The organism is Floridaenema aerugineum BLCC-F46 (assembly GCF_041929345.1).
In the GTDB taxonomy this organism is placed as follows: domain Bacteria; phylum Cyanobacteriota; class Cyanobacteriia; order Cyanobacteriales; family Aerosakkonemataceae; genus Floridanema; species Floridanema aerugineum.
The window spans coordinates 50034-76863 of record NZ_JBHFNQ010000052.1; the positions used below are offsets into that span (position 1 = coordinate 50034).

General features: G+C 40.3%; 29 protein-coding genes and 1 pseudogene. 12 read left to right on the forward strand and 18 right to left on the reverse strand.

Annotated elements, in window-relative coordinates; translation table 11 throughout:
- Positions 1-5 precede the first annotated feature (5 nt).
- The 8 genes from ACE1CC_RS06105 to ACE1CC_RS06140 all read right to left on the reverse strand — a co-directional run bounded on the left by ACE1CC_RS06105 (position 6) and on the right by ACE1CC_RS06140 (position 13284).
- Positions 6-2225 (reverse strand): molybdopterin oxidoreductase family protein, encoded by a 2220-nt coding sequence (locus ACE1CC_RS06105; RefSeq protein ID WP_413269584.1) that lies wholly within the window; start codon positions 2223-2225, stop codon positions 6-8.
- Positions 2226-2372: 147 nt separating this feature from the next.
- The gene (locus tag ACE1CC_RS06110) at positions 2373-3908 is read right to left on the reverse strand and encodes an MFS transporter (RefSeq protein ID WP_413269585.1); all 1536 of its coding nucleotides are present in this window, start codon (positions 3906-3908) and stop codon (positions 2373-2375) included.
- A 125-nt stretch (positions 3909-4033) separates the two neighbouring features.
- Positions 4034-5584, reverse strand: coding sequence for a ferredoxin--nitrite reductase (locus ACE1CC_RS06115; protein WP_413269586.1), 1551 nt, complete (start codon positions 5582-5584; stop codon positions 4034-4036).
- 634 nt (positions 5585-6218) lie between these two features.
- Positions 6219-7052 (reverse strand): nitrate ABC transporter ATP-binding protein, encoded by an 834-nt coding sequence (locus ACE1CC_RS06120; RefSeq protein WP_413269587.1) that lies wholly within the window; start codon positions 7050-7052, stop codon positions 6219-6221.
- A 106-nt stretch (positions 7053-7158) separates the two neighbouring features.
- Entirely contained in the window at positions 7159-9192 is a 2034-nt protein-coding gene (locus tag ACE1CC_RS06125) for an ABC transporter ATP-binding/substrate-binding protein (protein WP_413269588.1), read from the reverse strand.
- Between the two features lie 95 nt (positions 9193-9287).
- Positions 9288-10130, reverse strand: a complete 843-nt coding sequence (gene ntrB, locus ACE1CC_RS06130; RefSeq protein WP_413269589.1) for a nitrate ABC transporter permease — start codon at positions 10128-10130, stop codon at positions 9288-9290.
- Positions 10131-10231: 101 nt separating this feature from the next.
- On the reverse strand, positions 10232-11602 hold the full coding sequence (locus tag ACE1CC_RS06135) for a CmpA/NrtA family ABC transporter substrate-binding protein (protein WP_413269590.1): 1371 nt from the start codon (positions 11600-11602) through the stop codon (positions 10232-10234).
- Between the two features lie 134 nt (positions 11603-11736).
- Entirely contained in the window at positions 11737-13284 is a 1548-nt protein-coding gene (locus ACE1CC_RS06140) for a ferredoxin--nitrite reductase (RefSeq protein WP_413269591.1), read from the reverse strand.
- 385 nt (positions 13285-13669) lie between these two features.
- Between ACE1CC_RS06140 and ACE1CC_RS06145 the strand changes: the two are divergent.
- From ACE1CC_RS06145 to ACE1CC_RS06180, 8 genes and pseudogenes are all read left to right on the forward strand, one after another.
- Positions 13670-13891: pseudogene (locus ACE1CC_RS06145) on the forward strand (Mo-dependent nitrogenase C-terminal domain-containing protein); the annotation flags it as partial.
- A 46-nt stretch (positions 13892-13937) separates the two neighbouring features.
- Positions 13938-15155 (forward strand): HEAT repeat domain-containing protein, encoded by a 1218-nt coding sequence (locus tag ACE1CC_RS06150; protein ID WP_413269592.1) that lies wholly within the window; start codon positions 13938-13940, stop codon positions 15153-15155.
- A gap of 83 nt (positions 15156-15238) precedes the next feature.
- The gene (locus ACE1CC_RS06155) at positions 15239-15619 is read left to right on the forward strand and encodes a type II toxin-antitoxin system HicB family antitoxin (protein WP_413269593.1); all 381 of its coding nucleotides are present in this window, start codon (positions 15239-15241) and stop codon (positions 15617-15619) included.
- Positions 15616-15891, forward strand: coding sequence for a hypothetical protein (locus ACE1CC_RS06160; RefSeq protein ID WP_413269594.1), 276 nt, complete (start codon positions 15616-15618; stop codon positions 15889-15891). The genes ACE1CC_RS06155 and ACE1CC_RS06160 overlap by 4 nt, the downstream gene beginning before the upstream one ends.
- 46 nt (positions 15892-15937) lie before the next feature.
- Entirely contained in the window at positions 15938-16276 is a 339-nt protein-coding gene (locus ACE1CC_RS06165; RefSeq protein WP_413269595.1) for a type II toxin-antitoxin system RelE/ParE family toxin, read from the forward strand.
- Positions 16269-16892, forward strand: a complete 624-nt coding sequence (locus ACE1CC_RS06170; protein WP_413269596.1) for a hypothetical protein — start codon at positions 16269-16271, stop codon at positions 16890-16892. Before ACE1CC_RS06165 ends, ACE1CC_RS06170 begins: the two co-directional genes overlap by 8 nt.
- The gene (locus tag ACE1CC_RS06175) at positions 16876-17073 is read left to right on the forward strand and encodes a type II toxin-antitoxin system VapC family toxin (RefSeq protein WP_413269597.1); all 198 of its coding nucleotides are present in this window, start codon (positions 16876-16878) and stop codon (positions 17071-17073) included. The genes ACE1CC_RS06170 and ACE1CC_RS06175 overlap by 17 nt, the downstream gene beginning before the upstream one ends.
- Before the next feature lie 3 nt (positions 17074-17076).
- On the forward strand, positions 17077-17247 hold the full coding sequence (locus ACE1CC_RS06180; RefSeq protein WP_413261907.1) for a hypothetical protein: 171 nt from the start codon (positions 17077-17079) through the stop codon (positions 17245-17247).
- A gap of 559 nt (positions 17248-17806) precedes the next feature.
- Here the strand turns inward: ACE1CC_RS06180 and ACE1CC_RS06185 are convergent.
- Genes ACE1CC_RS06185 through ACE1CC_RS06215 form a run of 7 tightly spaced genes read right to left on the reverse strand, consistent with a single transcriptional unit; the run spans position 17807 to position 22822 of the window.
- Positions 17807-18394 carry a hypothetical protein gene (locus tag ACE1CC_RS06185; RefSeq protein ID WP_413269598.1) on the reverse strand — a complete coding sequence of 196 codons (588 nt, stop codon included), beginning with the start codon at positions 18392-18394 and terminating at the stop codon, positions 17807-17809.
- A 22-nt stretch (positions 18395-18416) separates the two neighbouring features.
- Positions 18417-18944: a hypothetical protein gene (locus ACE1CC_RS06190; protein WP_413269599.1), complete on the reverse strand. Its 528-nt coding sequence runs from the start codon at positions 18942-18944 to the stop codon at positions 18417-18419.
- Positions 18945-18958: 14 nt separating this feature from the next.
- Complete coding sequence (locus ACE1CC_RS06195; protein WP_413269600.1) at positions 18959-19429, reverse strand: hypothetical protein; 471 nt, start codon at positions 19427-19429, stop codon at positions 18959-18961.
- 1 nt (position 19430) lies between these two features.
- The gene (locus ACE1CC_RS06200) at positions 19431-20873 is read right to left on the reverse strand and encodes a M67 family metallopeptidase (protein ID WP_413269601.1); all 1443 of its coding nucleotides are present in this window, start codon (positions 20871-20873) and stop codon (positions 19431-19433) included.
- A 10-nt stretch (positions 20874-20883) separates the two neighbouring features.
- Positions 20884-21402, reverse strand: a complete 519-nt coding sequence (locus ACE1CC_RS06205; RefSeq protein WP_413269602.1) for a ubiquitin-conjugating enzyme E2 — start codon at positions 21400-21402, stop codon at positions 20884-20886.
- A 2-nt stretch (positions 21403-21404) separates the two neighbouring features.
- Positions 21405-21659, reverse strand: coding sequence for a ubiquitin family protein (locus ACE1CC_RS06210; RefSeq protein ID WP_413269603.1), 255 nt, complete (start codon positions 21657-21659; stop codon positions 21405-21407).
- An 8-nt stretch (positions 21660-21667) separates the two neighbouring features.
- A complete protein-coding gene (locus ACE1CC_RS06215; protein WP_413269604.1) occupies positions 21668-22822 on the reverse strand; it encodes a ThiF family adenylyltransferase in 1155 nt (384 codons plus the stop codon).
- A 149-nt stretch (positions 22823-22971) separates the two neighbouring features.
- On the opposite strand from ACE1CC_RS06215, the gene ACE1CC_RS06220 reads away from it, so the two are divergent.
- The 4 genes from ACE1CC_RS06220 to ACE1CC_RS06235 are packed head-to-tail and all read left to right on the forward strand — an operon-like array spanning position 22972 to position 24326.
- Positions 22972-23460 carry a helix-turn-helix transcriptional regulator gene (locus tag ACE1CC_RS06220; RefSeq protein WP_413269605.1) on the forward strand — a complete coding sequence of 163 codons (489 nt, stop codon included), beginning with the start codon at positions 22972-22974 and terminating at the stop codon, positions 23458-23460.
- On the forward strand, positions 23441-23602 hold the full coding sequence (locus ACE1CC_RS06225; protein ID WP_413269606.1) for a hypothetical protein: 162 nt from the start codon (positions 23441-23443) through the stop codon (positions 23600-23602). The genes ACE1CC_RS06220 and ACE1CC_RS06225 overlap by 20 nt, the downstream gene beginning before the upstream one ends.
- The gene (locus ACE1CC_RS06230) at positions 23599-23844 is read left to right on the forward strand and encodes a UPF0175 family protein (protein ID WP_413261899.1); all 246 of its coding nucleotides are present in this window, start codon (positions 23599-23601) and stop codon (positions 23842-23844) included. The genes ACE1CC_RS06225 and ACE1CC_RS06230 overlap by 4 nt, the downstream gene beginning before the upstream one ends.
- A complete protein-coding gene (locus tag ACE1CC_RS06235) occupies positions 23841-24326 on the forward strand; it encodes a DUF3368 domain-containing protein (RefSeq protein WP_413269607.1) in 486 nt (161 codons plus the stop codon). The genes ACE1CC_RS06230 and ACE1CC_RS06235 overlap by 4 nt, the downstream gene beginning before the upstream one ends.
- A 290-nt stretch (positions 24327-24616) precedes the next feature.
- Here the strand turns inward: ACE1CC_RS06235 and ACE1CC_RS06240 are convergent, their stop codons facing one another.
- The 3 genes from ACE1CC_RS06240 to ACE1CC_RS06250 form a co-directional block, all read right to left on the reverse strand.
- Positions 24617-24754, reverse strand: coding sequence for a photosystem II reaction center protein K (locus tag ACE1CC_RS06240; protein WP_193983165.1), 138 nt, complete (start codon positions 24752-24754; stop codon positions 24617-24619).
- Between the two features lie 173 nt (positions 24755-24927).
- Positions 24928-26043, reverse strand: coding sequence for a tRNA guanosine(34) transglycosylase Tgt (gene tgt / locus ACE1CC_RS06245; RefSeq protein ID WP_413269608.1), 1116 nt, complete (start codon positions 26041-26043; stop codon positions 24928-24930).
- Positions 26040-26492, reverse strand: coding sequence for a hypothetical protein (locus ACE1CC_RS06250; RefSeq protein ID WP_413269609.1), 453 nt, complete (start codon positions 26490-26492; stop codon positions 26040-26042). Before ACE1CC_RS06250 ends, tgt begins: the two co-directional genes overlap by 4 nt.
- Positions 26493-26830: the final 338 nt, after the last annotated feature.

Genomic DNA, 26830 nt, shown 5'->3' on the forward strand with positions numbered 1-26830 from the left:
CTGCTTCACACAGAAGGTAACGGAGAAAGCATACTAGATTTTGGGGATATCAGTAAAGTATCAGCAGAGAGATTGTCTGCTGTAACCTTTGCCAATTGTACGGCGCAGGCTTTTAATTCTGGTTCAAAGGAAATTGGACAAGCTTCGGGATGGGTTAAAACGTTGGCTTCTGCGTCTTTTGCCCAAAGTGCGCCCCAGTGCATCGGGACAAAAACTGTTCCGGGGGCGATCGCTTGGGTGACTTTAGCGGGAAAACGGGCAACTCCGCGCCGACTCAGCACTTCGACTAATTCTTCATCTTGAATCCCCAATTTTGCGGCATCGCGAGGATGAATTTCGATGAAAGGATTAGGGTGCATTTGGGTAATTTTATCAATTCTCCCGGTGCGGGTTTGGGTGTGCCAATGTCCGTAAAGTCTGCCTACTGTTAGGACGAAGGGAAAATCTGGGTCTGGTGGTTCGGCTAATCCGCGAGAGTGGTATGCGGCAAAGCGGGCGCGTCCGTCGGGAGTGTGGAAACGATGGTCAGTGTAGAGTCGGGCGGGTGCGCCTTTTAATAGATTACCATCAGCGGGACAAGGCCATTGTTGAGGGCCTTGGGCTTTTAGTTTTTCGTGACTTAATCCTGTAAGATCGCAAGGTCGTCCTTTGGTTAATTGGGCAAATTCGGCGTAAACTTCGGCGGAATTAGTAAATTTAAATTGTTCGGTAAAGCCTAAACGTCTACCAACTTCGGCGAAGATTTCCCAGTCAGCTTTGGTTTCTCCGGGTCGATCGCGAAACGCTGAACAAAGTGTAACTCGCCGTTCCGAATTTGTCATAGTTCCAGTTTTTTCACTCCACTGGGCAGCGGGTAATAAAACATGGGCATAAGCTGCGGTTTCTGTTGGGTAATAGGCATCTTGATAGACGGTGAAGGGCGATCGTAACAATGCCTTTTTCACCCTTTCTAAATCTGGCATACTCACCGCCGGATTTGTTGCCGCAATCCACAAAAATCCCACTTTTCCTGTTTCTAAACCTTCGATCATTCCCCAAGCAGTAAGACCAGGTTTAGCAGCAATTCTTCCAGGAGGAAGTCCCCAAAATTCTTCGACTTCGGCGCGATGTTGGGGATTTTTTACCAGGCGATAACCGGGGAGAATGTGACACAAACCGCCAGCTTCTCTGCCTCCCATTGCATTAGGTTGACCAGTCAAAGAAAAAGGCCCTGCCCCTGGTTTTCCGATTTGTCCGGTCATTAAATGTAAGTTGTTAATCGTTTGAACTTTGGCAGTTCCTTCGGAAGATTGATTAACACCCATTGACCACATCGACAAGACACTTTTTGACTGTCCCCAATAACGGGCAGCAGTTTCTAATTCCTGAATTGTGATGCCGCATTTTTTCGCGACATATTCGGGCGGATATTGACTAATTACTTCTGCATAAGCGGGGAAATTTGCCGTACATTCATCGATAAATTGGTAGTCAATATGACCCCAACGTAACAATAAATGGGCAATTCCATTCATTAAATCTATATCTGTTCCAGGGTTAATTGCTAAGTGTAAATCTGCGGCTTCGGCGGTGGTTGTGCGTCGTGGATCGACGACAATCATTTTGACTTTGCCGTTGCTTTTTTTGTGATATTTCCGCAATCTGTTAAATATAATTGGGTGACATTCTGCGGTATTTGTTCCGATTAAAAACGCGCAATCTGTCAATTCTAAATCATCATAACAACAAGGAGGGCCATCGGCACCAAAACTTTGAATATATCCCGATACTGCTGAGGACATACAAAGGCGAGAATTGGCATCAAAATTGTTAGTACCGAGACAACCTTTGATGAGTTTTTGGGCAACATAATAATCTTCAGTTTGGAATTGCCCGGAACCATACATACAGATAGCATCTTCGCCTTGAGTGTAGCGAACTGTTTGAATTCTTTTAACTATGGTGTTGAGTGCTTCATCCCAAGTTACACGGCGAAAAGGTTGGTCTAAAGTTTCTCGCATCATGGGATAAAGTAAGCGGTCTTTGTTTAAAGATTCGGCAATTGTTGCACCTTTAACACATACCATACCTTGACTTGAAGGGTGGTTGCGATCGCCTTGTACTTTCCAAATTGGATATCCTTGACTGTCTCTATTTACAGGTTTTCCTGGTTGTGCTGGTGGAGACACTTCTAAACCACAGCCTACACCACAATAGGGACAAAGTGTTTTTGTTGAGTCAGTCATAATTTATCTAAAACCTTATCGTTAAAATTTCTTGGGGATTGGGGATTGGGGATTGGGGATTGGGGAAAGAATGCTTTTAATTTTCCCCGTTGCTTAATTTTTTTGTTAGTTGTTTTTTAATTAGCGATCGCCATTCCCCAATAACTTTTATTCCCCTTGTTCTTTTTCGTAAGCTAATCTGGAAGGAAGACTAGGTTTTTGCATCTCTGTTCCGGCGGCTTCGCCTTCATGATGTGCAGAGAAGGAACCTTTGGGTTCTTTGAGGAAAAACCAACAAAGGAAGGTAACTATTAAAGCACAAACCCCCAATGTTTGAAAGAAAATGGTGTTTCCTACTTGTCCTTCAGGTAACAAGCTAAACAGAGTTAAATAAGCGACTGCGCCAACGTTTCCATAAGCACCAACGTTTCCGGCAATTTGACCTGTAACTCGGCGTTTTACTAAGGGAACGATCGCAAATGTGGAACCTTCTCCAGCTTGGACAAAGAATGAGCAAAGCATTACTAATAGGATGGCAAATGGCAACCACCAATTACTACTAACTCCACCGAATAATAGATAACTAATTCCCATGCAACCTGTGAGTACAGTCATGGTTAATCTGCGGCTACCAAGTGTATCAGAAATTAAGCCACCACCGGGACGTGCTGCTAAGTTCATGAAAGCGTAGGAAGCCGCGATCGCACCAGCCAATATTTTATCTAAAGTAAAGGTATTTTCAAAGAATGTTGGTAGCATTGAAACTACTGCTAATTCAGAACCGAAGTTAACAAAATAAGTCAGTTCTAACAATGCTACTTGAGAAAATTCGTAACGATCTTCTGCGGGATAGCGTTTTTTACCTGTCACTAATTCTTTGTTCACTTCCCAGCATTTGTATCCTTGGAAAGCGTACAAACAAAATAGTAAAAACCAAGCAATATAAAGTTGGGTTTGGTTGAAGAAACCGACTATATTTAAGCGCCAAGCTAGAACAGCGAGAATCCCAGAAAGAGGAATATTCATTACCATCAAAAACCAGAAATCTTTTTTGGTGGTAACTTCAATGCCGCCGTGTTTTTTGGGACGTTGATAAACTTTTCCAGTGGGAGTATCTTGAACGTTGAAATAATAAATTGCGCCGTAAACAGCAGCGATGATTCCGGTTAGTGCGATCGCAAATCGCCAATTAATTTGACCTGCCGCCATTACGGAAGCAACTGTCGCAATTGTCGGTAAAGTAAAGGCTGCTGCTGCTGAACCAAAGTTTCCCCAACCGCCATAAATTCCTTCAGCTAAACCAATTTCTTTCGGCGGAAACCATTCAGCTACCATGCGAATTCCAATTACAAAACCCGCACCAACAATACTTAGTAATAAACGGCTAATTACTAAACTATTAAAATCTTGAGCGAAGGCAAACATTAAACAGGGAATCGCTGCATAAATCAGCAGCAAAGAGTAAGTAATTCTCGGCCCATATTTATCTAAAACCATACCGATAATAATTCGGGCTGGTACTGTGAGAGCTACGTTACAAATAGCTAGAGTTTTGATTTGTCCTACACTCAAATTCAACGATTCTTGTACTGCTGTGGAAAATGGAGCGAAGTTAAACCACACCACAAAAGACAGAAAAAAGGCAAACCAAGTCAAGTGTAAGATTCGGTATCTTCCTTGAAATGACCAGAGTTCATTTAACATTTCTACATTCCTTAAAACAAAGCAAGAGCCTAAAATTTAGTAAGAAAAGGTAGAGACAAGATATCTTTGATATCAATCTTGCCTAGACCTAATTGCGATTGGCTTTTCGCAAAATTGTCAGTTAATTAACTTTGGCTAGTGCGGAGTTTTGCGCCAAATTGGTTAATCAACAAATCCTGTAATACAGGTTTCAAATCTTCACAGGGAATTCCCTTTTTCACACAACTCCCTAAATGGGCATCTTTACCAACTGTTCCGCCCATATAAAGGTCAACACCTTCGACAGTTTTCCCATCTTTTCTAACTTTAGTTCCCATCAAACCAATGTCAGCAACTTGGGGTTGTCCGCAAGAATTTGGGCAACCAGTCCAATGAATTCTCACTGGTTTAGTTAGTGTTAATTCAGCATCTAATTCCTTAATCATTGCTAAGGCGCGATTTTTAGTTTCAATCAAGGCAAAGCCGCAGAATTGTGCCCCTGTACAAGAAACTAATGCCCGATTTAAAGGTGTCGGATTGATGCTAAATTTTTCTAGGATTGGTTCAGCTAAAAATGCCTCTAATTTGGCATCTGCAATATTGGGAATAATCAGATTTTCTTCAACTGTTAGGCGAATTTCTCCATTGCCATAAACATCGGCGATTCTGGCAAGTTCAAACATATCTGGGGCAAATAAACGCCCAATGGGAATATGTAAACCAACGAAGTTTAATCCTGGTTGTTTTTGTTTGTAAACGCCAATATGATCGCGTTTTTCCCAAACAATTTCGTCTTTGGCGGCTGCTGTTGCGAGAGGTTTTCCGAGTCGGTTTTCTACTTCTGTGCGGAATTGTGCTAAACCGATTTCATCAATTAACCACATTAACCGGGCTTTTTGCCGATTGGCGCGTAAACCTTTGTCGCGAAAAAGTTCTAAAATTGCTCTGCATAATCCTACAACATCGCTAGGGGGAACCCAAGCATTTAAGGGAATCGCAGCATCGCAACGTTTAGCAGAAAAGAAGCCGCCAACTAATACGTTAAAGCCAAAAGTTTCGTTTAAAAATGCGGGGATAAAGGCAATGTCGTTGATTTCGGCGTGAACGGAATTGTCACGACATCCGGCGATCGCAATATTGAACTTCCGAGGCAAATTCGTAAATTCTGAGTTACCTTCACCATGATTAGTAATCATGTCTTGCACTTGTTGACAAAGTTCTCTGGTGTCGAACAATTCATCACCATCAATTCCCGCCACAGGCGAACCTGTAATGTTACGAACGTTATCCATTCCTGACTGCACGCTGGTTAAACCAACGGCTTTCATTTTGCGGAAAATATCCGGTATATCTTCAATCCGAATTCCCCGTAATTGCAGATTTTGTCTGGTAGTAATATCAGCATTTCCATCGCTACCATAACGCTGCACAATTTCGCCTAAAACCCGCATTTGATCGCTGTTAATAATGCCGTTTGGTAAGCGCAAACGCATCATAAATTTGCCGGGAGTAACAGGACGGAAAAAGATTCCTAGCCATTTTAAGCGATGTTCGCGATCGGTTTCATCCATCGCTTCCCAACCAATCCGGGCAAATTCTTCTAATTGTTCCTTGACAGCTAAACCGTCTTTCTCAGCTTTGAATTTTTCAAACTTATTCTGAGTGCTTGTTGTTGGTGGTGTGATAGTACTTGTCATCAGTTATTCCTCCACTTAATTCCTTTATTTATCTTCAAATTCGTAAATTAAAACCTTAGTTACTAAGACCTATTTTTCGTTTCATGCTATGCGGCTAATCAGGCTTAGTTTGTAGATTTTGTTACAACTTTCTAGCTTCTGTCTAGTAAATCTATCTTTAGACAGAACGTTTCTTTTGGTGACAAGATATTTCATAAATAAAGGATAAAAAAACTGTTGGCTTAGAGAAAGATTTATTTAATTTTGTAAAACTTCTCCTTCTGTTTAAAACCCGCTATATTTCATCGATTTCTGTGATTTCGTAGCCTTATGTTCTTAAGTTTAGAGAATAAACAGAGGTAAACGGTATCTTTAGTAACAAAAAATCTTTCTTAATGAATATGTTGCATGAATAAAATGCTGTTTCTACATGATTTGGGGACTGGGGTAGGGGCAATTCATGAATTGCCCCTACGACTGGGGACTGGGAGAGTTTTGCTTTTGCGATTAGCCTTGGCGATTAGAAATCGCGGCTACACAAACTAAGTCCGCCTGCGCGGACTTAGGGAAATTTAAGGGTTTTGAAGCCTGCGTAGGCAGGCTTTGTTTGTGTAGCCACAGACTGGAAGTCTGTGGGCGATCGTCTTCCCAATCCCTACTCAACGTGGGCAAAGCGACGGAAGAGGAAGTCGAGGGCGTAGTTCCGCAGTTCGTAATATTGGGGGTCTTCCATGATTTGGGCGCGATCGCGTGGGCGAGGAAAAGGAATATTCATCACTTCGCCAATGTTGGCAGCAGGGCCATTTGTCATCATGACTAAGCGATCGGCAAGGAACAATGCCTCATCAATATCATGGGTAATCATCAATACGGTAGTGCGATGATCTCGCCAAATACTCAATAATTCTTCTTGCAATTCTTCCTTAGTAATTGCATCCAAAGCGCCAAAAGGTTCGTCTAAAATGAGGATTTCTGGACGGATAGCTAAAGCGCGGGCGATCGCCACTCTTTGCTTCATTCCTCCTGATAGTTGATGGGGGCGTTTGTGGGCAGCTTCTGTTAATCCCACCATTGCCAAATGTTCTTCAACAATTTCGTGTTTTTCCGCCTTAGACTTTTTAGGAAAAGCGGTTTTTACTGCCAGATAAATATTTTCGTAAGCTGTTTTCCAAGGCAAAAGGGCGTAATTTTGGAAAACCATCATCCGATCGGGCCCTGGTTTTGTAATTAAATTTCCCCGCAATCTAACTTCGCCCTCACTTGGTTTATTAAACCCAGAAACCATGTTTAATAAAGTTGATTTACCGCAACCGGAGTGACCGATAACGCAGACAAATTCTCCTTCATAAACGGTGAAGTTAACATTTTCTAATACCGGATATAAACCATTAGGAGTTGGATAAGTTTTGGAAACTTGATCGATCACTAAAAAAGGTTCGCGAGTGATTGTTTCTTGACGTTGAATGCTAGTGTTGTTGGCTGTTTGCATGGTTGTTGTTTGTTATTGGTCATTTGTTATTGGTCATTTGTCACTTGTCATTTGTCATTTGGAGGAATCTTTCACTAATGACATAAGACTAATGACTTATGACGATTTAAGCTGCTTCGGATCTAGAATCATCAATGATAATTTCTTGAACGCGGATTTCTCGGTGAATTGTCAGGCGTTGTAAATAACCGATCGGATCGTCAGGATTAAACACCATGCGATCGAACAACTCAAAACTTTGGCGATCGGGTTCAATATCCGGCATTCCTAATTGACGCGCCGCTTCACCAAATAAGTCAACTCGACGCACTCTTTCTAAAATTTCAATCCAATTTTTCGGGAAAGGAGTGATACCCCAACGCGCTAATTGAGTGAGAATCCATAGCCCTTCAACTCTTCCCGGACAGTTGGTATTATCGAAGTGAAATTGATTGAATCTGGGCAAAAGTTGCGCTGGTTCATCTGTGCCTCGGTTGTAAGCAGTTAAGAAACCGGGGCGGGTATATTCTAGTGCAGAACCAACATATTGCGGACGACAAATTAATCCTAAAATTTCTTCCCGATTGCGGCGATCGTCGCAATATTCACAAGCTTCTAACAAGGCTTTAACTAAAGCAATGTGAGTCTGAGGATTTTGATTTACCCAGTCTTCACGCATTCCTAAAACTTTCTCTGGATGTCCTGCCCAAATATCTAAATCAGTGGCAATTACATAACCCAATTTTTCATGAACTGCGCGAGAATTCCAAGGTTCACCTACACAATAACCATCAATATTTCCCGCTTTTAAATTAGCCACCATTTGCGGTGGGGGAATGACTGTTAAAGTCATGTCTAAGTCAGGATCGATGCCACCGGAAGCTAACCAATAACGCAGCATTAAGTTGTGCATAGAAGCATTATGCACCATACCCATCACATGACTTTTTTGCGGAGTTTCGGAAATTGCTTCTTTTAAATCTGCTAAAGTTCTTACTCCTTGGTCATAGAAACTTTTCTTCAATGTAATAGCATTGCCATTACGACTGAGAACTAAAGCAGTAACAATTGGTACTCCCGTTTCACCGCTTCCTAAAGTCATAGCTAAAGGCATTCCGGCAACCATTTGGGCTGCATCTAAACGGCGAGTAGCAACACCTTGGGCGATCGCTTTCCAACTAGGTTCTCTGACTAATTTGACTTCTTCAAATCCATGTTTTTTAAAGAAACCTTTCTCTTGGGCAACTACTAACGGCGCACAATCTGTTAAGGGAATAAAGCCAATTTCTAAAGTAGTTTTTTCTAAAGCTTTGCTAGAAATAAATGCTTTACCGGAAGCGGGTAATGCTGTTTTTTCTTTCTGTGTTGCCTTGCGTCTTTTATCCCGTTTCTGTTGATTTAAGAAGTAAATCATTTCGTTTCGCATCGAGTAGTAATTGGGATGATTTACAACTTCTAAACGATGGCGAGGACGGGGAATTGGTACTTCTAAAATTTGCCCAATGTGGGATTCTGGCCCATTGGTTAACATCACAATGCGATCGGACAACAACAAAGCTTCATCCACATCATGAGTTACCATTACGCAGGTAACGTGGCTTTCTTCACAAATTTGCATTAACTGTTCTTGTAAGCCACCCCTAGTTAAAGCATCTAATGCGCCAAAGGGTTCATCTAATAATAGTAATTTAGGACGAATTGCTAGGGCACGGGCGATCGCAACTCTTTGTTTCATCCCCCCAGATAATTCCCCAGGGCGTTTATCTGCGGCATTTCTTAAACCTACTAAATCAATGTGGTGTTGAACAGTTTCTTTGCGTTCAACCGCAGTTTTATCTTTTAAAACTTTGTTCACTGCGAGGGCAATATTTTGCCGAACAGTTAACCAAGGTAGTAAGGAATAATTTTGGAATACTACCATGCGATCGGGCCCTGGTTTTGTCACTTCTCGCCCTTCTAAAATGATGCCGCCTTTCGTGGGACGATCTAACCCGGCAATCATATTTAACAGGGTAGATTTACCACAACCAGAATGTCCAATTAAGGAAACAAATTCGCCCTGTTTAATTTTTAATTCGATGTTTTTTAAGGCGATGTAGCTACCGCCATTGGGTAGGGAGAAAATGCGATCGACGTGATCTACTTCAACAAATACTGACATGGTGATTGGGGATTGGGTACTGGGGACTGGGGACTAGGGTAGGGGCAATTCATGAATTGCCCCTACGACTGGGGAATTTTTTGCCTTCTGCCTTCTTATTTCTGTTCGGCTGGGACAACAATTGAAGCGATGTAGGCAACTAATCTATCTAGTAATAAACCGACAATTCCCACATAAATTAACGCTAAAATCAATTGGCTAATTTGCGAATTGTTGTAAGCATCCCAGATGAAAAAGCCAATTCCTACGCCACCGACTAACATTTCTGCGGCAACAATTGCCAACCAAGATAAACCAATTCCAATTCTTAAACCTGTAAAAATGTAAGGAACTGTCGCGGGAAACAGAATGTTTAAGAAATAATCCTTACCGGAAAGCTGCAAAACTTTGGCGACGTTTCTGTAATCTTGGGGTAACTGTTGCACACCGACCATTGTATTAATAATAATCGGCCAAATAGAAGTAATAAAAATTACGAAAATTGCTGAAGGTTCGTTTTGATTAATCGCAGCTAAGGCAATGGGCAACCAAGCTAGAGGCGGAATAGTACGCAAAACTTGAAAAATTGGATCTACTGCTTCGTAAAGAAACTTATTTGCGCCAACTACAATTCCTAAAAAGATGCCCACAATGGCAGATAAAGAAAAGCCGATCGCCACCCGTTTGAGACTTTCAAATATTTGTAATCCCAAACCTTTGTCGATACCACCGTTATCAAAAAAAGGATTGATAATGTAAGGATTAAATGTGTCATTAAAAACTTGAATTGGGCCTGGTAATCCTTTGGAACCGGGAGGACAAAGAAGTTGCCAAATTACTAGAAAAACGATGATGGCAAAGAGGGGACGAATAATTTTATTTGAGTTCTTGCGCCAAAATTTAGTAAAGCTATTCTGAGAGGGGCGGCGATAAATTGTGCCGTTAGTTCTGGATGTCATGCTATTTCCTTCGATTGGGTGATTGGTATTTGGTGATAGGTAGTTGGTAGTTGGTATTTGGTAATGGGTGTATTTTTATTACCCATTACCGAAATTAGCGATTAAGCTTTCTTAATTTTTAGACTCGTCAAGTATGCTTCAGGATTTTCTGGATCGAATGTCACACCATCGAAGAATGTTTCAATTCCGCGAGAGGTACTGGTAGGAATTTGGGCTTCGGGAACTGCGATCGCTTTTGCTGCTTCTTTCCACAAATCTTCCCGGTTCACTTTATCAATTAATTGCTTAGTGTTGGTATCAGCAGGAATATATCCCCAGCGAATGTTCTCAGTTAAAAACCACAAATCATGACTCTTGTAAGGATAAGAAGCATTATCTGCCCAGAATTTCATTAGTATTGGACTACCTTGAACCGGAGGACGACCATCGCCATAATCAATATTACCTTTAGAACGTTCAATAATGTCTTTTGCAGGTACGGAAGTCCACTTTTTCTGGGAAATAATTTGGCACATTTCCTCTTTGTTTTCTGGCTTGTCGCACCATTGTTGCGCTTCCAAAACTGCCATTAATAATGCTTTGGCTGCTTTGGGATTTTTATCTACCCAATCTTGACGCATCGCAAAAGCTTTTTCCGGGTGATCTTTCCACAATTCACCTGTTACTAATGCAGTGTAACCTAAACCTTGGTTAACTAATTGCGCGTTCCAAGGTTCACCAACACAAAAAGCTTCCATATTTCCAGTTTTCATATTAGCTACCATTTGCGGTGGTGGTACTGGAATTACCGAAATTTCTTGGTCGGGATTAATGCCACCAGCAGCTAACCAATAACGCATCCAAAGGTCGTGAGTTCCACCAGGAAAAGTCATCGCCGCTTTCAGGTCAGTTTTACCTGTAGATTTGGCTTTGCTGAACGCATCTTTTAACCCTTTGCTATCTAAACCAACTTTAAATTCTTTGTAGTTATTAGCAATAGAAATTGCTTGTCCGTTAGTGTTTAACCGCGCCAAAATATACATTGGGACTGGCTGTTTAGTTTTGGTTTGTCCCAAAGTCATAAAGTAAGGCATGGGGCTTAAAATATGTGCCCCGTCAATCCCACCACCTGCGGAACCTGTTTCTAAATTATCACGAGTTACAGGCCAGGATGCTTGCTTGAGAACTTCCACATCTTTCATGCCGTATTTGTCAAAAAATCCCTTTTCTTTGGCAATGATTAAAGGTGCGGAATCAGTTAAAGCAATAAATCCTAATTTGGCGGTTGTAACTTCTGGTGCATCAGCAGGATTTACATTTACTGCTGGTACTGCACTTGGGGCAGGAGTGTTAGTATTGCTGGTGTTTGCGGTGGTGTTGGTATTAGTATTGGTGGCAGTATTTGTACCTGAAGTACAACCATGTACTAATAAAGTTCCGGCGGCGGTAATTCCTGCGGTGAATAAGAATTTTCTTCTGGAATACTTGGACATTTGCTTTAACTCCGGTGGTGAATTAAGTGATAATGAGAGAAATTTTTCATGGGAAACTCCGGGCTAGCAAAATTTCACTAAATTTTAATTATTGTTGCTAGGGAGTTCGGTAATTTAAGATGCAGAATTAGAAATTAGGTTGAAAATTCTGGCTTGATTTCTGCATCAAAATGTTTAATTAATAACTCGCGCAATACGGGTTTTAAGTCTTCACAAGGAACACTTTTCCTAATGCAAGTTCCTAAATGGGCATCTTTGCCGACTTTGCCACCCATGTAAATATCTACACCTTCTAAAGTTTGACCATTTTTCCTGACTTTTGTACCCATTAAACCGATGTCAGCGACTTGGGGTTGTCCGCAGGAATTTGGGCAACCTGTCCAATGAATTCGCACTGGTTTGGAGAGAGTTAATTCAGTCTCTAATTCCTGCATTAACTCAACAGCACGGTTTTTGGTTTCAATGAGTGCGAAGTTACAAAACTGCGCCCCGGTACAGGAAACTAATGCCCTGGTTAATGGTGTAGGATCGATCGCAAATTTTTCGATGATTGGTTCGGTTAAAAAGGCGGCTAAACAAGCATCATTAATGTGAGGAATAATAATGTTTTGTTCAACTGTGAGGCGGATTTCTCCTTTACCGTAAACATCTGCAATTCGCGCAAGTTCTAACATATCTTGGGCAAAAAGTCGCCCGACGGGAATGTGTAGCCCAACGTAGTTTAATCCTGGTTGTTTTTGGCGATAAACACCAATCCGATCGCGTTTTTCCCAGATAATTTCGTCTTTTACTGCGGCTTCTTTCAGGGTTTTTCCCAGTTGTTTTTCCACTTCGCTGCGAAATTTGTTAATTCCCCATTCATCAATTAACCACATTAACCGGGCTTTTTGACGGTTGGCGCGAAGTCCATTGTCTCGGAAAACTTCCAAGATTACCCGACACAAGGGAACTACTTCTTCTGGTGTTACCCAAGCATTGAGGGGAATGGCTGCGTCGCAACGTTTGGCGGAGAAGAAACCGCCGACTAAGACGTTAAAACCGAAGGTTTCTCCCGAAAATGCCGGAATAAAGGCGATATCGTTGATTTCGGCATGAACGGAGTTGTCCCGACATCCAGCGATCGCAATATTGAACTTCCGAGGTAAATTAGTAAACTCCGGGTTCCCCTCACCTTTGTTGGTAATCATGTCCTGCACTTGCTGGACTAATTCCCTCGTATCGAACAGTTCCTCTGCATCGATTCCGGCTACTGGTGAACCTGTAATATTGCGAACATTATCCATCCCAGATTGTACGCTTGTCAAGCCGACACTTTTCAGTTTATGGAAAATTTCCGGGATGTCTTCCAGGCGAATTCCCCGCAGTTGCAGGTTTTGCCTAGTAGTAATGTCGGCGTTCCCATCGCTACCATAGCGCTGCACAATCTCCGCAAGAACACGCATTTGGTCAGCACTAATGATGCCATGAGGTAAGCGCAATCTTAACATAAATTTACCAGGCGTAACGGGTCGGAAGAATACTCCCAACCATTTCAGCCGATAGTCTCGATCGCCTTCCTCCATTGCTTCCCAGCCGATTTTGGCAAAATCTTCTAATTGCGCTTTGACCGCTAAACCATCTTTTTCGGACTTAATTTTTTCAAATTTATTCAGACTTGCCGTTGCTGTGGCTGTGGCTACCATTTTCTCTTCCTTTAGTTAGTTTCCTTGGTTTTAGAGTTCATATTTATTAGATTTATGCGGCAACAAATTTTGTTAAGCAATGTTGTCTTCGATTGACTGTTCGTTGCTAATAAGCTATCCGGGCTGAATATGAATTTTCGTATCAGTTTTTACAAAATTTTTTACAAAATGAAACTTTTACATTCTTAAGATGCTTTTTTTACATCGCGGATTAGCGATCGCTCTCACCATGCAAATATAGAATAGATGTGATTCGCTAATTACATCGATCGCAGATTAACGTAACAACCTATACAAAAGTTGCCAAAAAGGTGACTTACCTTGAAAGCAAAGGGATAGGCAAGAAGACCAGAGAAAATATTTTATGTTAGGTTCATCTTTACAAGTTAAAATTAAAGAAGCAAAAATTGCCCGCTTTTTATGCCGATTAATTCCAGCGCATTGTATATTTGAGCGAGATGTAAAATTATTAGGGCGAACTTTCTTTCATATTCCTGCACTCTGCAAGCTGAATCCGTTTTATACACAGTTAATGGAATTGCGTTTTCGGGCTTTATGCTTTTTGGCAGATGAATGTGGCGAAGATATTTCTCAATATTGCCAATAGCTTAATTTGAGGCATGATTATTAGCAATTAAAAGGGAGTTTGGGAAGTGGATTTTTTAGCCACAGCGACGATCGCAGCCGAACAAGAAAATTGGTCATTACTCAACCAATGTTTACAACATTTGCTACAGTCAAAAAGTTTAGTAGCAAGTAATTATCAGCAAATTCTGAATTGGGCTTTAGACAGTTTAACTTGGGGAGACTTTCAGGAACGTTGGGATGTAGCGAAGATTTTTCCTAGTTTGGGTAAACAAGCGATCGCACCTTTAATCAATATTTTAGAAGATGAAGAAGCCGATGAAGAATTACGCTGGTTTGCAGCGCGAATTTTGGGCGAATTTAATGATTCATCTGTAATTTCCGCTTTAGTTGATTTGTTAAAAAATTCAGAGAGTGAAGAATTAAGTGCAATGGCGACGACAGCTTTAGCTAATCAGGGAAAAAGTGCAATTACTGCTTTAACAGATTTGTTAGATCAAGAAGAATGGCGACTTTTAGCAGTGCGAGGACTTGCCCATATTCGCACCAAAGAAACAATTACACCTTTATTATCTGTGGTAAATGACTCAAAGGTATTAGTTAGGGCAATGGTAATTGAAGCCTTGGGTAGTTTTCACGATCCGCTAGTTTTGCCTGTGCTATTAGAAGCTTTAAAAGATGTAGCAGCGAGTGTGAGAAAGGAAGCGATAATTGCTTTAGGTGTTCGCAGCGATCTAAAAGATCGGTTAAATTTGGTCAAGGTTTTAAAGCCTTTATTGTGGGATTTTAATCTAGAAGTTTGTCAACAAACAGCGATCGCTTTAGGACGTTTAGGAACTGATGAAGCTGCTGAAGCTTTGTTTTCTTTGTGGGAATCAAAAGTCACACCTTTACCTTTACAATTACAAGCTATTCGGGCTTTGGGTTGGGTGGAAACCCCACTGGCGATCGCCTATTTAAAGCAAGTTTTTCTGCAAGATTTTGCTGGTTCTGGTTATCAGTTAGACTCTCAATTGTTGATTTGGCAAGAAGTAATTACTGTTTTAGGTCAAGTGCAAGCAGCTAATTTAATTCCGGTAGCGACACAGGTTTTAATTGAGTTGTTAAATTCCTCACATCCAGCTATTAATTTTGCAGAAATTCGCCAAAAATTAGCTAATAGTTTAGGTTTATTGGCAGATCCCCAAGCAGTAGATTCTTTGCAATCTTTGTTGTCCGATCGAGATACAGTAGTGCGGTTACACGCGATCGCCGCTTTGAAAAAATTGCTTTGTGCGATCGGCTAGTTTTAGCCTTTTTGAAAGGATTATTAATAAGTTTGAGGAAATGTTAGGTTATAATTAAAAAATCCTAACAGAGATTTTAACTCATGAAAACTAATTTGTTAAATGAGCTTGGAGAAAACTTGTCTGAATTAACTTACTCAGTAATAATTGAAAAAGAAAAAGAAGGAAAATATAAAGCTACAATATGGGGTTTGGCGGATTGTCAAGCAACTGGAAATACAAAAGAAGCAGCGTTAACAAATATTAATCAGCTTTTAACAGCAAGGTTAAAAAACGCTGAGATCGTTGTACAAGAAATGGCTTTGCCTAAATCAGAAAATCCTTGGGTAAAGTTTGCAGGAATGTATAAGGATAATCCTCTTTTTAATGATATGGTTTCTGAAATGGAAGCTTATCGAAGCGAAGTCGATGCAGAAATGGAGGAATATTACCAGAAAATTGATGCGGAGGATGACAACAAGTGAGTTTATGGATACTCGATACAGACTGTCTGACGCTTTGGCAAAATGAGCATCCATTGGTAAAACAGCAAGTCGATCGAGTTAATTATCAAGAGATGAGAATGAGAGAACCACTCGATGAGAAGACAATGCTGGAAATTCTTGAACTGGCAAAAGAAGCTGAACAGAAAGCTAGAGAAACAAGTGAGTTGGCAACTGCGATCGCATTAAAATATCAAAAGCGAATGCGGGAAATTAGGGAAGGTAGGAGAGAGAAAGTTAGTGAAATTGGGTAGCCTAGATTAGGTGCAAAATTCGGCACTGCTATTTTGAAGCCTAGATATGGAAGCGCAACCAAAAGAAATTCGGATTTACTTAACTTCAGATAATAACAGCCCTTTTTCAGAATGGCGTGATTCTTTACGAGATAGTAGAGCAAAAGCTAAAATACGGGCAAAACTCAACCAAGTTAGACTCGGAAATTTAGGAGATTACCGTTCAGTTGGAGAAGGAGTTTGTGAGTTAAGAATTGATTATGGGCCGGGATATCGGATATACTTTGGACAAATAGGAACAACGATAGTACTGCTACTATGTGGCGGAGACAAAAGTACTCAGGAGCAAGATATTCGTAAGGCGCAGGAATACTGGGTAGATTATAGGAGTAGAGACGATGCCTAGAAGCATAAGTTATCAGGAAGAATTAATTGAATCGATTAAAGATCCTACACAAGCTGCTGCCTATATAGAGGCTTGTTTGGAAGAGACAGATCCAGAAGTTTTACGATTGGCACTCAAAGATATAGTTGAAGCACATCAGAGAATGAATCAGCTATCAGAAAAAGCTAAACTTCTCTATGATAAATTTGACAAAATGTTGTCAGAAAATAAAGGGGAAGAAATCTATTGCTTGAGTGATTTACTTGATGTTTTAGGCTTTCATCTGGCAGTCAAAGTTAAGTCAGATGATGAAGAAATAGTTACCCAAACAGATTATAAGAATACAGAATCTTTACGTAAAAAGTCTCAAGTACGGAACAAACTAAATTACTCAGTAATAATTGAAGAAATAAAAGTTGGTTTATATAGTGCGACAGTGTGGGGTTTACCAGATTGCAAAGCTACTGGTGCTACCCGCGAAGAAGCGATAAAAAATGCCCGTCAACTTTTAATAGCACGTTTAGAAAAAGCCGAAATAGTTTCTTTGGAAGTGGAACTACCAAAACCCGAACATCCTTGGATGAAATTTGCGGGAATGTTCAAAGATGATCCTGACTTTGATGAAGTATCAGCTTGATTTTGACCAAGAAGCATACAGTTGTTATGCAGAACTGCTTCGTCAAAGAACTGGTGTTGGTACACAAGATTTACGGATTGCAGCGATCGCAATTTCCAAAAACGCAATTCTAATCACCTGCGATCGTCGAGATTTTGAAAGAATCCCCGGTTTAGTTTTTGAAGATTGGACAGTAGAATGAATAATGAAACAATTACCAGATGAAAAGAAACTTCTTGAACTGCTTGAACTTGCCAAAGATTTTGAGCAGCAAGCAAGAGAAATGTGTGAGTTATCGACAGAAATAGCTTATAAGTGGCAACGTCGTCTGGAATCAAGGAGATCGGCAAAGCAGCAAGTAAGTGAGGTTAAGTAGAGCTTGCTGAAAAAGTCTGTTGGTGGGGGTAGGGACACGGCATCATTAATATTTGCAATTCCTACGTTATCTCTTTCATGCCGTGTCCCTACAATTTCCTGGAAAAAGGCAAGGATGAAAGCGCCAAAAGGTCTGAAAAACTGGCACTTGTTTTGAGCAAAAAAGGCGCTTTCACCCTTGCCTATCTTACTTTTTACCTTTATTCAGCAAACCCTAAGTAGTGGGAAAAAAGAGCGATCGCAAATCCCATTAAATTTCTGAGCGATCGCATTAAAATATCAAAAGCGAATGCGGGAAATTAGGGAAGGTAGGAGAGAGAAAGTTAGTGAAATTGGGTAGGGTGGTGATGGTGCGATCGCCATTTCCAAAAACGCAACTTTAGTCACCCGCAATCGTCGAGATTTTGAAAAAATCCCTGCTTTAGTTTTTGAAGATTGGACAATAGAATGAATTCTGCGTTTGCGAAACTAAAATAAAACAATTATCAGTTGAATAGAATTCAGATAATAATTGAGTAATAATCCTAAACATTAGTAGATCGTCGGTAGCATGGACTATTTTAGCTACTTATGTCTAGCCACTGAATATCATCTTGATTTTCCCCTATTTCTTCTGAAAAGTCTTGCCATTTTACTTGGCTGATTGGATCGAGAATTACTTGGATATCTACTATCATTTCAGGCGTTAACCACGACTCACTATGAGTAGAAAATTCTTCTATGTTTGCCACATCAAAACCTAATCTACTACATTTACTAATGATTTCAGGACTTAACCCCAGGAATACTATCTTAGATTCAAATGTTTCAGACAATTTTAGTAAGCTTAACAAATAACGGTCTAGCGGGTTCCTCAGATCCATATTTTCATAGCTAGATAGAACATTTTCTAAATCGATTTCTTCATTAATAAAATAGATAGTACCTCCACTTACTGTTTTAAATACCAACAATTCAAAAGTCTCTTGTCTGTCTAAAGACTCTATCATTTTTTTCGCTGCTTCGGTAGCTGCATGAAAATTACCATCCTTAAGATAAACAAGCTGACCATAAAAATATTTAGGCAAAACAACATCTTTAGAAGTCCATACTAATAGGTCAGGGTTACTAATACTTAAATCTGGTTCTAATCCATAGAGTATATTCATTTTACCCTCGCATATTTTTTGTCTAGTTTACGCGATCGCGATTTCTTCTCATCTGTTGAGACTGTATTGAAACTGGTAGACTGTATTCTCCCGTGTGTCCTGCATTTCCACATACCGAACATTGACATCCCAACTCTCTCCAGCTATCTTCGTGATAGGCAATTTTGTGACGGCGACACAAGTAAATCCTTTCCCCTGGACGAAATACTTCCTGACTGTAAAGATCTTTTGTTCCTATTACATTAGTTAATATATTTTCCAAATCATCAGGTACACCTGGATCTAAAAAATTTTCATCTATAATAGTTTCCCCATCTCTAGCAGTAGGAGGAAGATCTACCTCAAGCTCAACCCATTCGATCTGTTCTGTTATAGGAGAAGTATTAATATTTCTTCTATTTGGCTGTTCTGGTGGAGAAATATGAATATCTCGCCATCTAATTTCGTCTGTTCTCGGCTGTATTCGTCGATAATTTTTGGACTTGGTATAAATAACTGTGCCAATACAGATGGCGAGTATTCCTACTACTATTACCAATAACCATTCCATTATTTTTTTGCCTGCTATTCAAGTTCCTTAAACTCAATTTTTAAGTCTTTGATCTCCTGTTTTTTTATCTGCACTGGAACAGGCAATGTATGCAATTTTGTATGTGCATTATTTTTACATACTATACACTGACACCCGATTTCTCTCCAACTATCTTCATGATAAGCAAGTTTGTGTCTATGGCACAAATAAACCTGTTCCCCAGGACGAAATATTTCTTGAGTTACAGGATCTTTTATTTCTCCACTACTAATGTCCATTAGTATGTTATTTAGATCGTCAGGTAAATCAGCAGGAATTGTAGAATTTGAAGAAGAAGTGTTTCGGGAAGATGAACTAGTGTTTGAAGAAGACTGTAAACTCCTAAAAATTACCCATAAAATAAAGGCAACACCCCACCACCCAGGATTCCCGAAACCAAGGAAAACGAATAGATAAAATAAGCAGCCAATACACCCTTTAGCGCTATCTGTATCGTTAGCCATTTTAATCCTGTCGAATTTTTATTTCAATTGTTCGAGTTTCGTTATTGCTATCCTTATATTCGATACTACGCGGAATATAAACTATACTTCGCACTACTCTTTTAAGCTTCTCTTCATTATTAGAAGATTCGGAAGGAGATACTTGCTGCCTGTTTCTTCTTGCTGTACTTCCCTGAGTACTACTCGTTACAGAAGAAGCTTGGTGAGAACTAAACATAGGAACAATTACACCTCCTTCTACATTTCGTAAGTCGATTGATTCTCTATTTGGGGTAACAGTGTAATTGTAACCAGACAAATTTTCTGGATTTTTCATTAAATCTCTTAATTGACTAACCTCAACATCCTCAACCTTTTCGTTATTTTGATCGGGTTGCTTAGGGGTAAGTATATCTGTAACCAACTGAAAATCATTGGCATTTTCTATTATTTTCTTGGGAATGACTAGTAAAGTTACTTCATCTCCTCCACCAATCTTTTCTCCTATCTTCACAAGTCGATAACCTAGAAAAAATTGCCGGGTTTCTAGGTGTTTAAAAACAGACAATGGTATATTTTCCATGTCTGCATCAAATGGTGATACTGGTTTGCTTATCCTATAATTTAATAGGTTATTAAGCAAAATTGAACCCATTAATCCCAGAATTATTATTAATGCAATAATTAACCAAAAAGGTACAGTAGAGCGCCTGTTTTGCCTTCTGGATCTTCCTTCATTGACTCTATTTGGTTGTTCATTATCCTTTGCAGATTGTATGTTGTTCTCATTTGAATGAAGAGAAAAGTCATTTGTAGAAGCATTCCAATCAAATTTCTCAATTGACTGCCCAATTTGCCCAAATATTGATGGGCAAACTGCTATTGCTCTTTCGCCCAAGAAATAGCCAATCTGTTTTCTTACAGGGTCGCATACAATTGATAAACACCAAGGATGATGGAAAAATGCCCTCTGTGTATTCATATCTGTTCCTGACATAAACACACCAAGATTAGGGTGAGAATGATACCAGCCAACAATGTTTTCTTGGGGATGCTGAGATCTCGCATAATTCATAATGCTTAACCAAGAGTCTGAGGTAAACTCTAGACTTGCGCCTGTTCCAATTGTTTTGGGTGCTGCAACTGCGGCGGTAATCTCCACATATATTCCATAATGCGGATCAGAATAAGCATTACCAAAAAGAATGCCACCTTGTTCTACCCTAAGATTAGATTTAAGATGAGTTTTCAAATCTTCCAGGGCATCTTCTCTGATATATACCTCTGTGTATTGATCGCTTATGCCTCGCTCATTTGTAAAATCACTAATTGATTTGAGTATTGGCTTATAAACATCCTGACTTTCTACCCAAACAATTTTGTTCTGTGATTCCGAATCCGGGCTAACTCTTTTTCCAAAATCGTTGCCCCCAGAAAAATCCGGTAAATCTGGGCCTTTTCCCATGACTATTCCTCTAAAAATCTTTGAATGAAACTTTGACTGGTAGTTCTTCCCAAACAATCTGAGATTTGAATGTTTGAGTATCAACTGGAAAACGCCGCATATTACTTGCTGCCCAAGTTTTTGCTACAGCGTTAGCTGGACTGTTCAAGTTAGTAATGTCAGTTGCATACTGGATAATTTTGCCAATTCTAATAATGAGTTCGGGAAGTGTCTCTGCCATTGTCCACTGAGAACCGAGACATATATTTAGATTCTGGTAAACATTTGGGTGGAAAATGGAAGTCAGAAATTTAGCATCAGGCTGTTCTTTTGGATAATTACTACCAAGTGAAATTTCTACTCTGTGAGTATCCCGAAAAACAGGTTCATTTCCCTGGAGCCGCTCTATACCTCGGCATCGATATTCAATAACATATTGATAGGGCGGATTACCATTTTTTGAAACAATGGCTAGCGTACCTCCTGAATTAGAAACCATTTCTGATAACGCTTGAAAGTCATTTTGAAGCCGTTTTTCCCGTACACTCATTTCTAACCAGCCTCCACAATTGGATAAACTTCTAATACATCGTTTTCTTCAACTTCCTGTGAACTGAGAGATGCAGAAGGGTTTAATTGTTGCCCAGTACGTTCCAAACGGACAGCATAGTTAAAATTAGAAGGAAGATTCCACTTTTCCTGAGTAGCTTGTAAAATCTGTGCAATGGTGAGAGTAGAAGGTATACTAATAGCTGCCTTACGAGTGCCATCAGCCATACGAACAATTACAGAAAGTGAATTAGACATTTTTACTCCTATATTTGGCAAAATTGAATTGCTATTTGTCCTTTCGACGTATCGCAGTGTAGTATCTCGTTCTTGGTTAGACACAATTCTCCTAATGTGATGTTTGCAGTAAAATCATCTAGGATCACATTTCTGATAACTTCAAAATCCCTTTCTTCATGACTACATTTGGGGCAGATTAGCTGAGATTCTGGGTATTTGCGTAGGTGTGTATTTACCTGTTCTTCATAACCGCAACTCAGACATTTCATCTTCCCTATAACTTCATTGCGAAGCCACAAAACAGGTTCAAAAAATTCTGAATTAGCCAACTGTTTTAAAACTGCTTCCAGCTTCCAATTTTGCTCGTAGTTGACACGCATTATCGGTTCAATTGATAAGTCATGAGCAATACAATCCTCTGATCTCCGAATTTGCACTTTGAAGGCTGTCCAAGGGTTTAACCCTAGAAAAACTTTTTCTCCCGGATTAATAAATCCGGTTTTACCGTGCAAATATAAAAGTGCTTGGTGAACCTGCATGGCGCTGATAATAGAAGCTATTGGGGCTGTTGTCGGCATCGCCGCTTCTGGAATATTACGTTTTAAACCCTGACAGGAATAGCGCTTGTTACGTCTTTCCCACATTTGATCGGAGATTGTACATTCATAACAAGCTGCTTCTGTTTTGGGGTCAAAAAAACTAATTTCCCCTTCAGCTACACCAATACCACCGTTTATCCAGGGAATACCTGCACGATAGGCAAGCTGATTAATTGCCCACCGAGCATTAATGCTGTCTAAACAACCAATAATAATGTTGTGTTCCCGAACATCGCCAATGCCCAGATCAAATTCTAAGTCGCCATAAATTGCCTGAATTGATATTTCTGGATTAATTTCCAAGGCGCGTTGACGGGCAACTTCTACTTTTGGCAAACCAACATCTGACTCTCGAAATAAAACCGATCGAGTTAAGTTGGTAATTGAAACAGTATCAAAGTCAATAACGGTGATATTCCCGACACCCACCAGAGCTAAATTTTTCAGCACTTCGTTCCCCAAAGCCCCAGCCCCAGCAACAAGCACATTGGCGGCTTTCAGCTTTCCTTGATCCCACCAATCAATCAAAGAGTGCCTATCGTAGCGGCTTTCTGGTTCACCACTAATTTCAAGAAATTCCATGTTTATCAATTAGCATTAACTAGTCTCGTGCATCGGATCATTTGAAGTTCTTATTTATACTTATATTAAGCTGAATCCGTTCATTAATCTCTTGATGTACATTAGGAATTTAGTTAGGATTACATCAGTAATTTTCGAGTTTTTTCACAATGGCATCTACTAACGAGCAATTTGCGGAAGCAGGAAATCACTGGGATTTGGAAACACTTTATACCGATCTAGCTTCTGTAAAAGGAAAGCGGCTGACCCCTGTCGAGAAGTTACATCTACGGGGGTTACTTTGTGGTTATAGTCCTGCTGAAATAGCTGAAAAACTGCAAAAAAATCATAAGGGTGTGGAAACTGATCTTTGTAGCACTATATATAGATACGTTAAAAATCTTTTAGATAAAGGTAATGAAAAGATAGAAAATTGGAGAAATATTGCAGAATGGTTGGAAGAGGCAGGATATAAAACTCAATCACCAGCTAAGTTACCTGTTAATAATTTATTACCTGAAAATAGTGTTGTTAATATAACGAATATAAATATTGAACAAAATCAATTAGTAATTGTTATTAACTTAAAAATCCCTACTTCAGAAATTTCAAATATGTCAGTGCCAAATTTAGATATAGATGATAAAACAGATCGGTAATCTTTGCCCGAAATTCAATTTTAAGAAAAGACAAGCAAGAGAGACGATCGCACTCCCTCCCCAATCCTTCAATCAAAGTGCGATCGCACTAATCCTCAAAACTACTAAAATACATATAAAGCAACAAACTTATCGATTATGACCCTCACCATACCCGATGACATCCTGACAGCAGCAAAAATAACAGAAGAAGAATTAAAGCTAGAAATTGCTATTCTTCTCTATCAACAAAAGAAACTCAGCATTGGTAAAGCCCGTCACCTAGCTGGAATGCACTTAATTGAATTCCAAAAAGAACTATCTCGTCGAGAAATCTGCATCAACTACGATGTTGAAGATTTGCAAGCTGATATAGAAACCTTAAAAGAACTAGGATATTTGTGACAGTTGTTAGCAATACTTCTCCCATTACCAACTTAGCAGCAGTAGGACAACTCAACCTGTTGCAACAGCTTTTTGAAACCATTATCATTCCCCAAGCAGTTTATGATGAAATGGCTGGTTTGGGATATTCAGTTCCAGGTACGATCGAAGTGCAAACTTTTCCCTGGATTCAAACTCAACAAGTCACCAATCGCATCCTTGTTACGCAACTTCAGACAGAAATTGATCCAGGTGAATCTGAGGCGATCGCTCTTGCCCTTGAATTATCAGCAGAACAACTTTTAATAGATGATTATTTGGGTAGAATAGCAGCTTCTCGGTTAGGACTTAAAATAACTGGAATATTAGGAATTCTACTCACCTCTAAACGTCAAGGATTAATTTTAACTGTCAAACCTTTGATGGATGATTTAATTACACAAGCTGGTTTCCGAATTAGCGATCGACTTTATACTAATATTTTGCAAATTGCCGGAGAGTAAAAAAGTCTGAAATAAGCGATATCGTTAGCTGCGTATTGTAAGTTAAATAGCTGGTTTCGTTCGCTCGCGTAGCTTGCCGTAGGCATATCGCACTCTCTCCCCAATCCTTCAACCAAAGTGCGATCGCATATAGAGCAATTTTCAGGTAAGTGAGGTACAAAGAAACCCGGTAACTTCTGCGAAACCGGGTTTCAGGGTGTGGTTTCTCAGTCGCCACCCCAAAAAAAACGCGACTACCCGAAAACTCCGAGTAGCCACACCAATTTTTTGAAATGAAACTATTTAACTGTTTATCTAAAACCAACCGCAGCTTGCCAAACAAAAGCCAACAGTAAGAAAAACACGGGGATAATCGGGAGAACATCCACCAGTGGATCGAACGCCGAAAAAGCTTCAGGCAATTTTGCTAATAACAGTGCCGCTTCCATCAATTAACCTTCCTTTCCAACACAGTTTTAAGAATTGCCATATATCTTAACATGACAGGGTTCTAAAGAGATGCTCAGATCTTGCAGCAATGGAGGTAGAACCTCCTTTCACCTCGTTCCCAGGTTGAACCTGGGAACGAGAAACAGAGGCTCCGCCTCTTGGTGCTCTGATCTCAGGATGGAGTTGGTGCAAGCCATTGGGCAAATTCTTCTGTAAAGCTACCACGCAAAATCGCTTCTCTAATTCTCTGGGTAAAACGCACCAACTCGGTAATATTGTGAATTGATAGCAGCGTATAAGCTAAAATCTCGCGACTTCGCACCAAATGACACAAATAGGCGCGAGTGAAGTTCTGACAAGTATAACAATCGCAAGTTTCATCCAAAGGCGTGAAATCTTCCCGAAATCGGGCGTTTTTCAAATTCCAGCGTTCCCCGCCCACCACGACTGTACCATGACGCGCCCAACGAGTCGGAATCACACAATCAAATAAGTCTATACCAGCTGCGATCGCTTGCACCATTTCCCGATAAGTTCCCACCCCCATCAAATAGCGGGGTTTTTCCGCTGGTAACATTGGCGCAGTCGCCCTAACAATCTTCTCAATTAATTCTGGAGGTTCTCCCACACTCACGCCACCGATCGCATAACCTGGAAGATCCAACTCCCTTAAAGATACCGCAGCCTCCTGCCGCAAATCTAAAAATACTCCTCCTTGCACAATCCCAAACAACGCTTGATCTTGACGCTGATGGGCACTTATACAACGTTTCAACCAGCGATAAGTCCGTTGTGTTGCTAACTCTACATCTTCCCTAGTTGCTGGATAGGGCGGACATTCATCGAATGCCATAATCACATCCGCCCCTAGCGCATTTTGAATCTGGATAGATTTTTCCGGCGTTAACTCAATGATTCTGCCATCTCGCGGAGAACGAAAAGTTACACCATTCTCAGTTATTTTACGTAATTCACTTAAACTAAAAACCTGAAAACCGCCAGAATCAGTTAATATTGGCCCATTCCAAGCCATAAACTGATGCAAACCACCTGCACCAGCCACAATTTGTTCTCCAGGTTGCAAATGCAGATGATAAGTATTCGCTAGAATCATCTGCGCCCCTGTTGCCTGCAACTGTTGTGGTGTCACAGTTTTTACAGTCGCCAAAGTTCCCACAGGCATAAAGCGGGGCGTTTCTACCTGACCATGAGGTGTCGAAAAAACTCCTGCTCTGGCTTGACTATTAGTACAGCAAGCTTGACAAACAAACGAAAAACTGCTATTCAAAATGTATCATCACCTTCATCGTCAATCTGGAGATCCCACTTTGCTGAGAGTACTTGATCTACCACTGCTTCCAAGTCAGCAGCATTTAGATTAGCACTAGAACGGTCTTGCAGCAGATTGGTAAGAGGAATCAGTCGTAAGCGGCGATGGTCTTGGACTAAATCGAAGAAAGATTCACCTTCGGCAGAAACTTTTAATTCTAAGTAATCAAAGCTATCAACATTGAGGTAAAGTGCATGATTAGCTACCAGAGTGGAGCGTTGTGGATTGGAAAAGACTTCTAAGACATAGCCTTCACCCTGACTTTGTAGATTAGCTTCTAGCAGATGTAAATAACGAACATGACGCAAATCCATCAGGACTCGCCGCATATCCAGTTTATTGACTACTATTCCGGTGTCGATAATGCAGGGGGCAGGTAGCCGTTTAGAAGATTGATCGTAACTCATAACCAAAAAGCCTCTTAATCTAATTCAGCCTTTATCTTGGCAAGGAAGTTGTATAACTCACAACAGGGGTGAAGCCCTACAGCCTTACTGAACTCTATATAAATATGAACTTTGTCACCGATGAAATTTTAGTGTTGCCGATGGGCATACTAAGTTTAGAAGCCAAGAAAATCCTGTTCAGTAACCCAACTAATTAGGTAACAATTGCCTACTACGATACCCCGTAGTAGGATTTTTCCTTAAGGATTTCCCTCAGACCTAAATTAGGTGACGAGATCATCTTATCCTAGAATTTTTCAGTAACCCATCATCATATTTACCGAATTTACCGATCGACT

Bases quoted from the DNA above. Each gene is read 5' to 3' on its own strand.
- ACE1CC_RS06105 (WP_413269584.1), bottom strand. From the start codon at position 2,225: ATGACTGACTCAACAAAAACACTTTGTCCCTATTGTGGTGTAGGCTGT.
- ACE1CC_RS06110 (WP_413269585.1), bottom strand. From the start codon at position 3,908: ATGTTAAATGAACTCTGGTCATTTCAAGGAAGATACCGAATCTTACAC.
- ACE1CC_RS06115 (WP_413269586.1), bottom strand. From the start codon at position 5,584: ATGACAAGTACTATCACACCACCAACAACAAGCACTCAGAATAAGTTT.
- ACE1CC_RS06120 (WP_413269587.1), bottom strand. From the start codon at position 7,052: ATGCAAACAGCCAACAACACTAGCATTCAACGTCAAGAAACAATCACT.
- ACE1CC_RS06125 (WP_413269588.1), bottom strand. From the start codon at position 9,192: ATGTCAGTATTTGTTGAAGTAGATCACGTCGATCGCATTTTCTCCCTA.
- ntrB (WP_413269589.1), bottom strand. From the start codon at position 10,130: ATGACATCCAGAACTAACGGCACAATTTATCGCCGCCCCTCTCAGAAT.
- ACE1CC_RS06135 (WP_413269590.1), bottom strand. From the start codon at position 11,602: ATGTCCAAGTATTCCAGAAGAAAATTCTTATTCACCGCAGGAATTACC.
- ACE1CC_RS06140 (WP_413269591.1), bottom strand. From the start codon at position 13,284: ATGGTAGCCACAGCCACAGCAACGGCAAGTCTGAATAAATTTGAAAAA.
- ACE1CC_RS06155 (WP_413269593.1), top strand. From the start codon at position 15,239: ATGAAAACTAATTTGTTAAATGAGCTTGGAGAAAACTTGTCTGAATTA.
- ACE1CC_RS06165 (WP_413269595.1), top strand. From the start codon at position 15,938: ATGGAAGCGCAACCAAAAGAAATTCGGATTTACTTAACTTCAGATAAT.
- ACE1CC_RS06170 (WP_413269596.1), top strand. From the start codon at position 16,269: ATGCCTAGAAGCATAAGTTATCAGGAAGAATTAATTGAATCGATTAAA.
- ACE1CC_RS06175 (WP_413269597.1), top strand. From the start codon at position 16,876: ATGAAGTATCAGCTTGATTTTGACCAAGAAGCATACAGTTGTTATGCA.
- ACE1CC_RS06180 (WP_413261907.1), top strand. From the start codon at position 17,077: ATGAAACAATTACCAGATGAAAAGAAACTTCTTGAACTGCTTGAACTT.
- ACE1CC_RS06185 (WP_413269598.1), bottom strand. From the start codon at position 18,394: ATGAATATACTCTATGGATTAGAACCAGATTTAAGTATTAGTAACCCT.
- ACE1CC_RS06190 (WP_413269599.1), bottom strand. From the start codon at position 18,944: ATGGAATGGTTATTGGTAATAGTAGTAGGAATACTCGCCATCTGTATT.
- ACE1CC_RS06195 (WP_413269600.1), bottom strand. From the start codon at position 19,429: ATGGCTAACGATACAGATAGCGCTAAAGGGTGTATTGGCTGCTTATTT.
- ACE1CC_RS06200 (WP_413269601.1), bottom strand. From the start codon at position 20,873: ATGGGAAAAGGCCCAGATTTACCGGATTTTTCTGGGGGCAACGATTTT.
- ACE1CC_RS06205 (WP_413269602.1), bottom strand. From the start codon at position 21,402: ATGAGTGTACGGGAAAAACGGCTTCAAAATGACTTTCAAGCGTTATCA.
- ACE1CC_RS06210 (WP_413269603.1), bottom strand. From the start codon at position 21,659: ATGTCTAATTCACTTTCTGTAATTGTTCGTATGGCTGATGGCACTCGT.
- ACE1CC_RS06215 (WP_413269604.1), bottom strand. From the start codon at position 22,822: ATGGAATTTCTTGAAATTAGTGGTGAACCAGAAAGCCGCTACGATAGG.
- ACE1CC_RS06220 (WP_413269605.1), top strand. From the start codon at position 22,972: ATGGCATCTACTAACGAGCAATTTGCGGAAGCAGGAAATCACTGGGAT.
- ACE1CC_RS06225 (WP_413269606.1), top strand. From the start codon at position 23,441: ATGATAAAACAGATCGGTAATCTTTGCCCGAAATTCAATTTTAAGAAA.
- ACE1CC_RS06230 (WP_413261899.1), top strand. From the start codon at position 23,599: ATGACCCTCACCATACCCGATGACATCCTGACAGCAGCAAAAATAACA.
- ACE1CC_RS06240 (WP_193983165.1), bottom strand. From the start codon at position 24,754: ATGGAAGCGGCACTGTTATTAGCAAAATTGCCTGAAGCTTTTTCGGCG.
- ACE1CC_RS06250 (WP_413269609.1), bottom strand. From the start codon at position 26,492: ATGAGTTACGATCAATCTTCTAAACGGCTACCTGCCCCCTGCATTATC.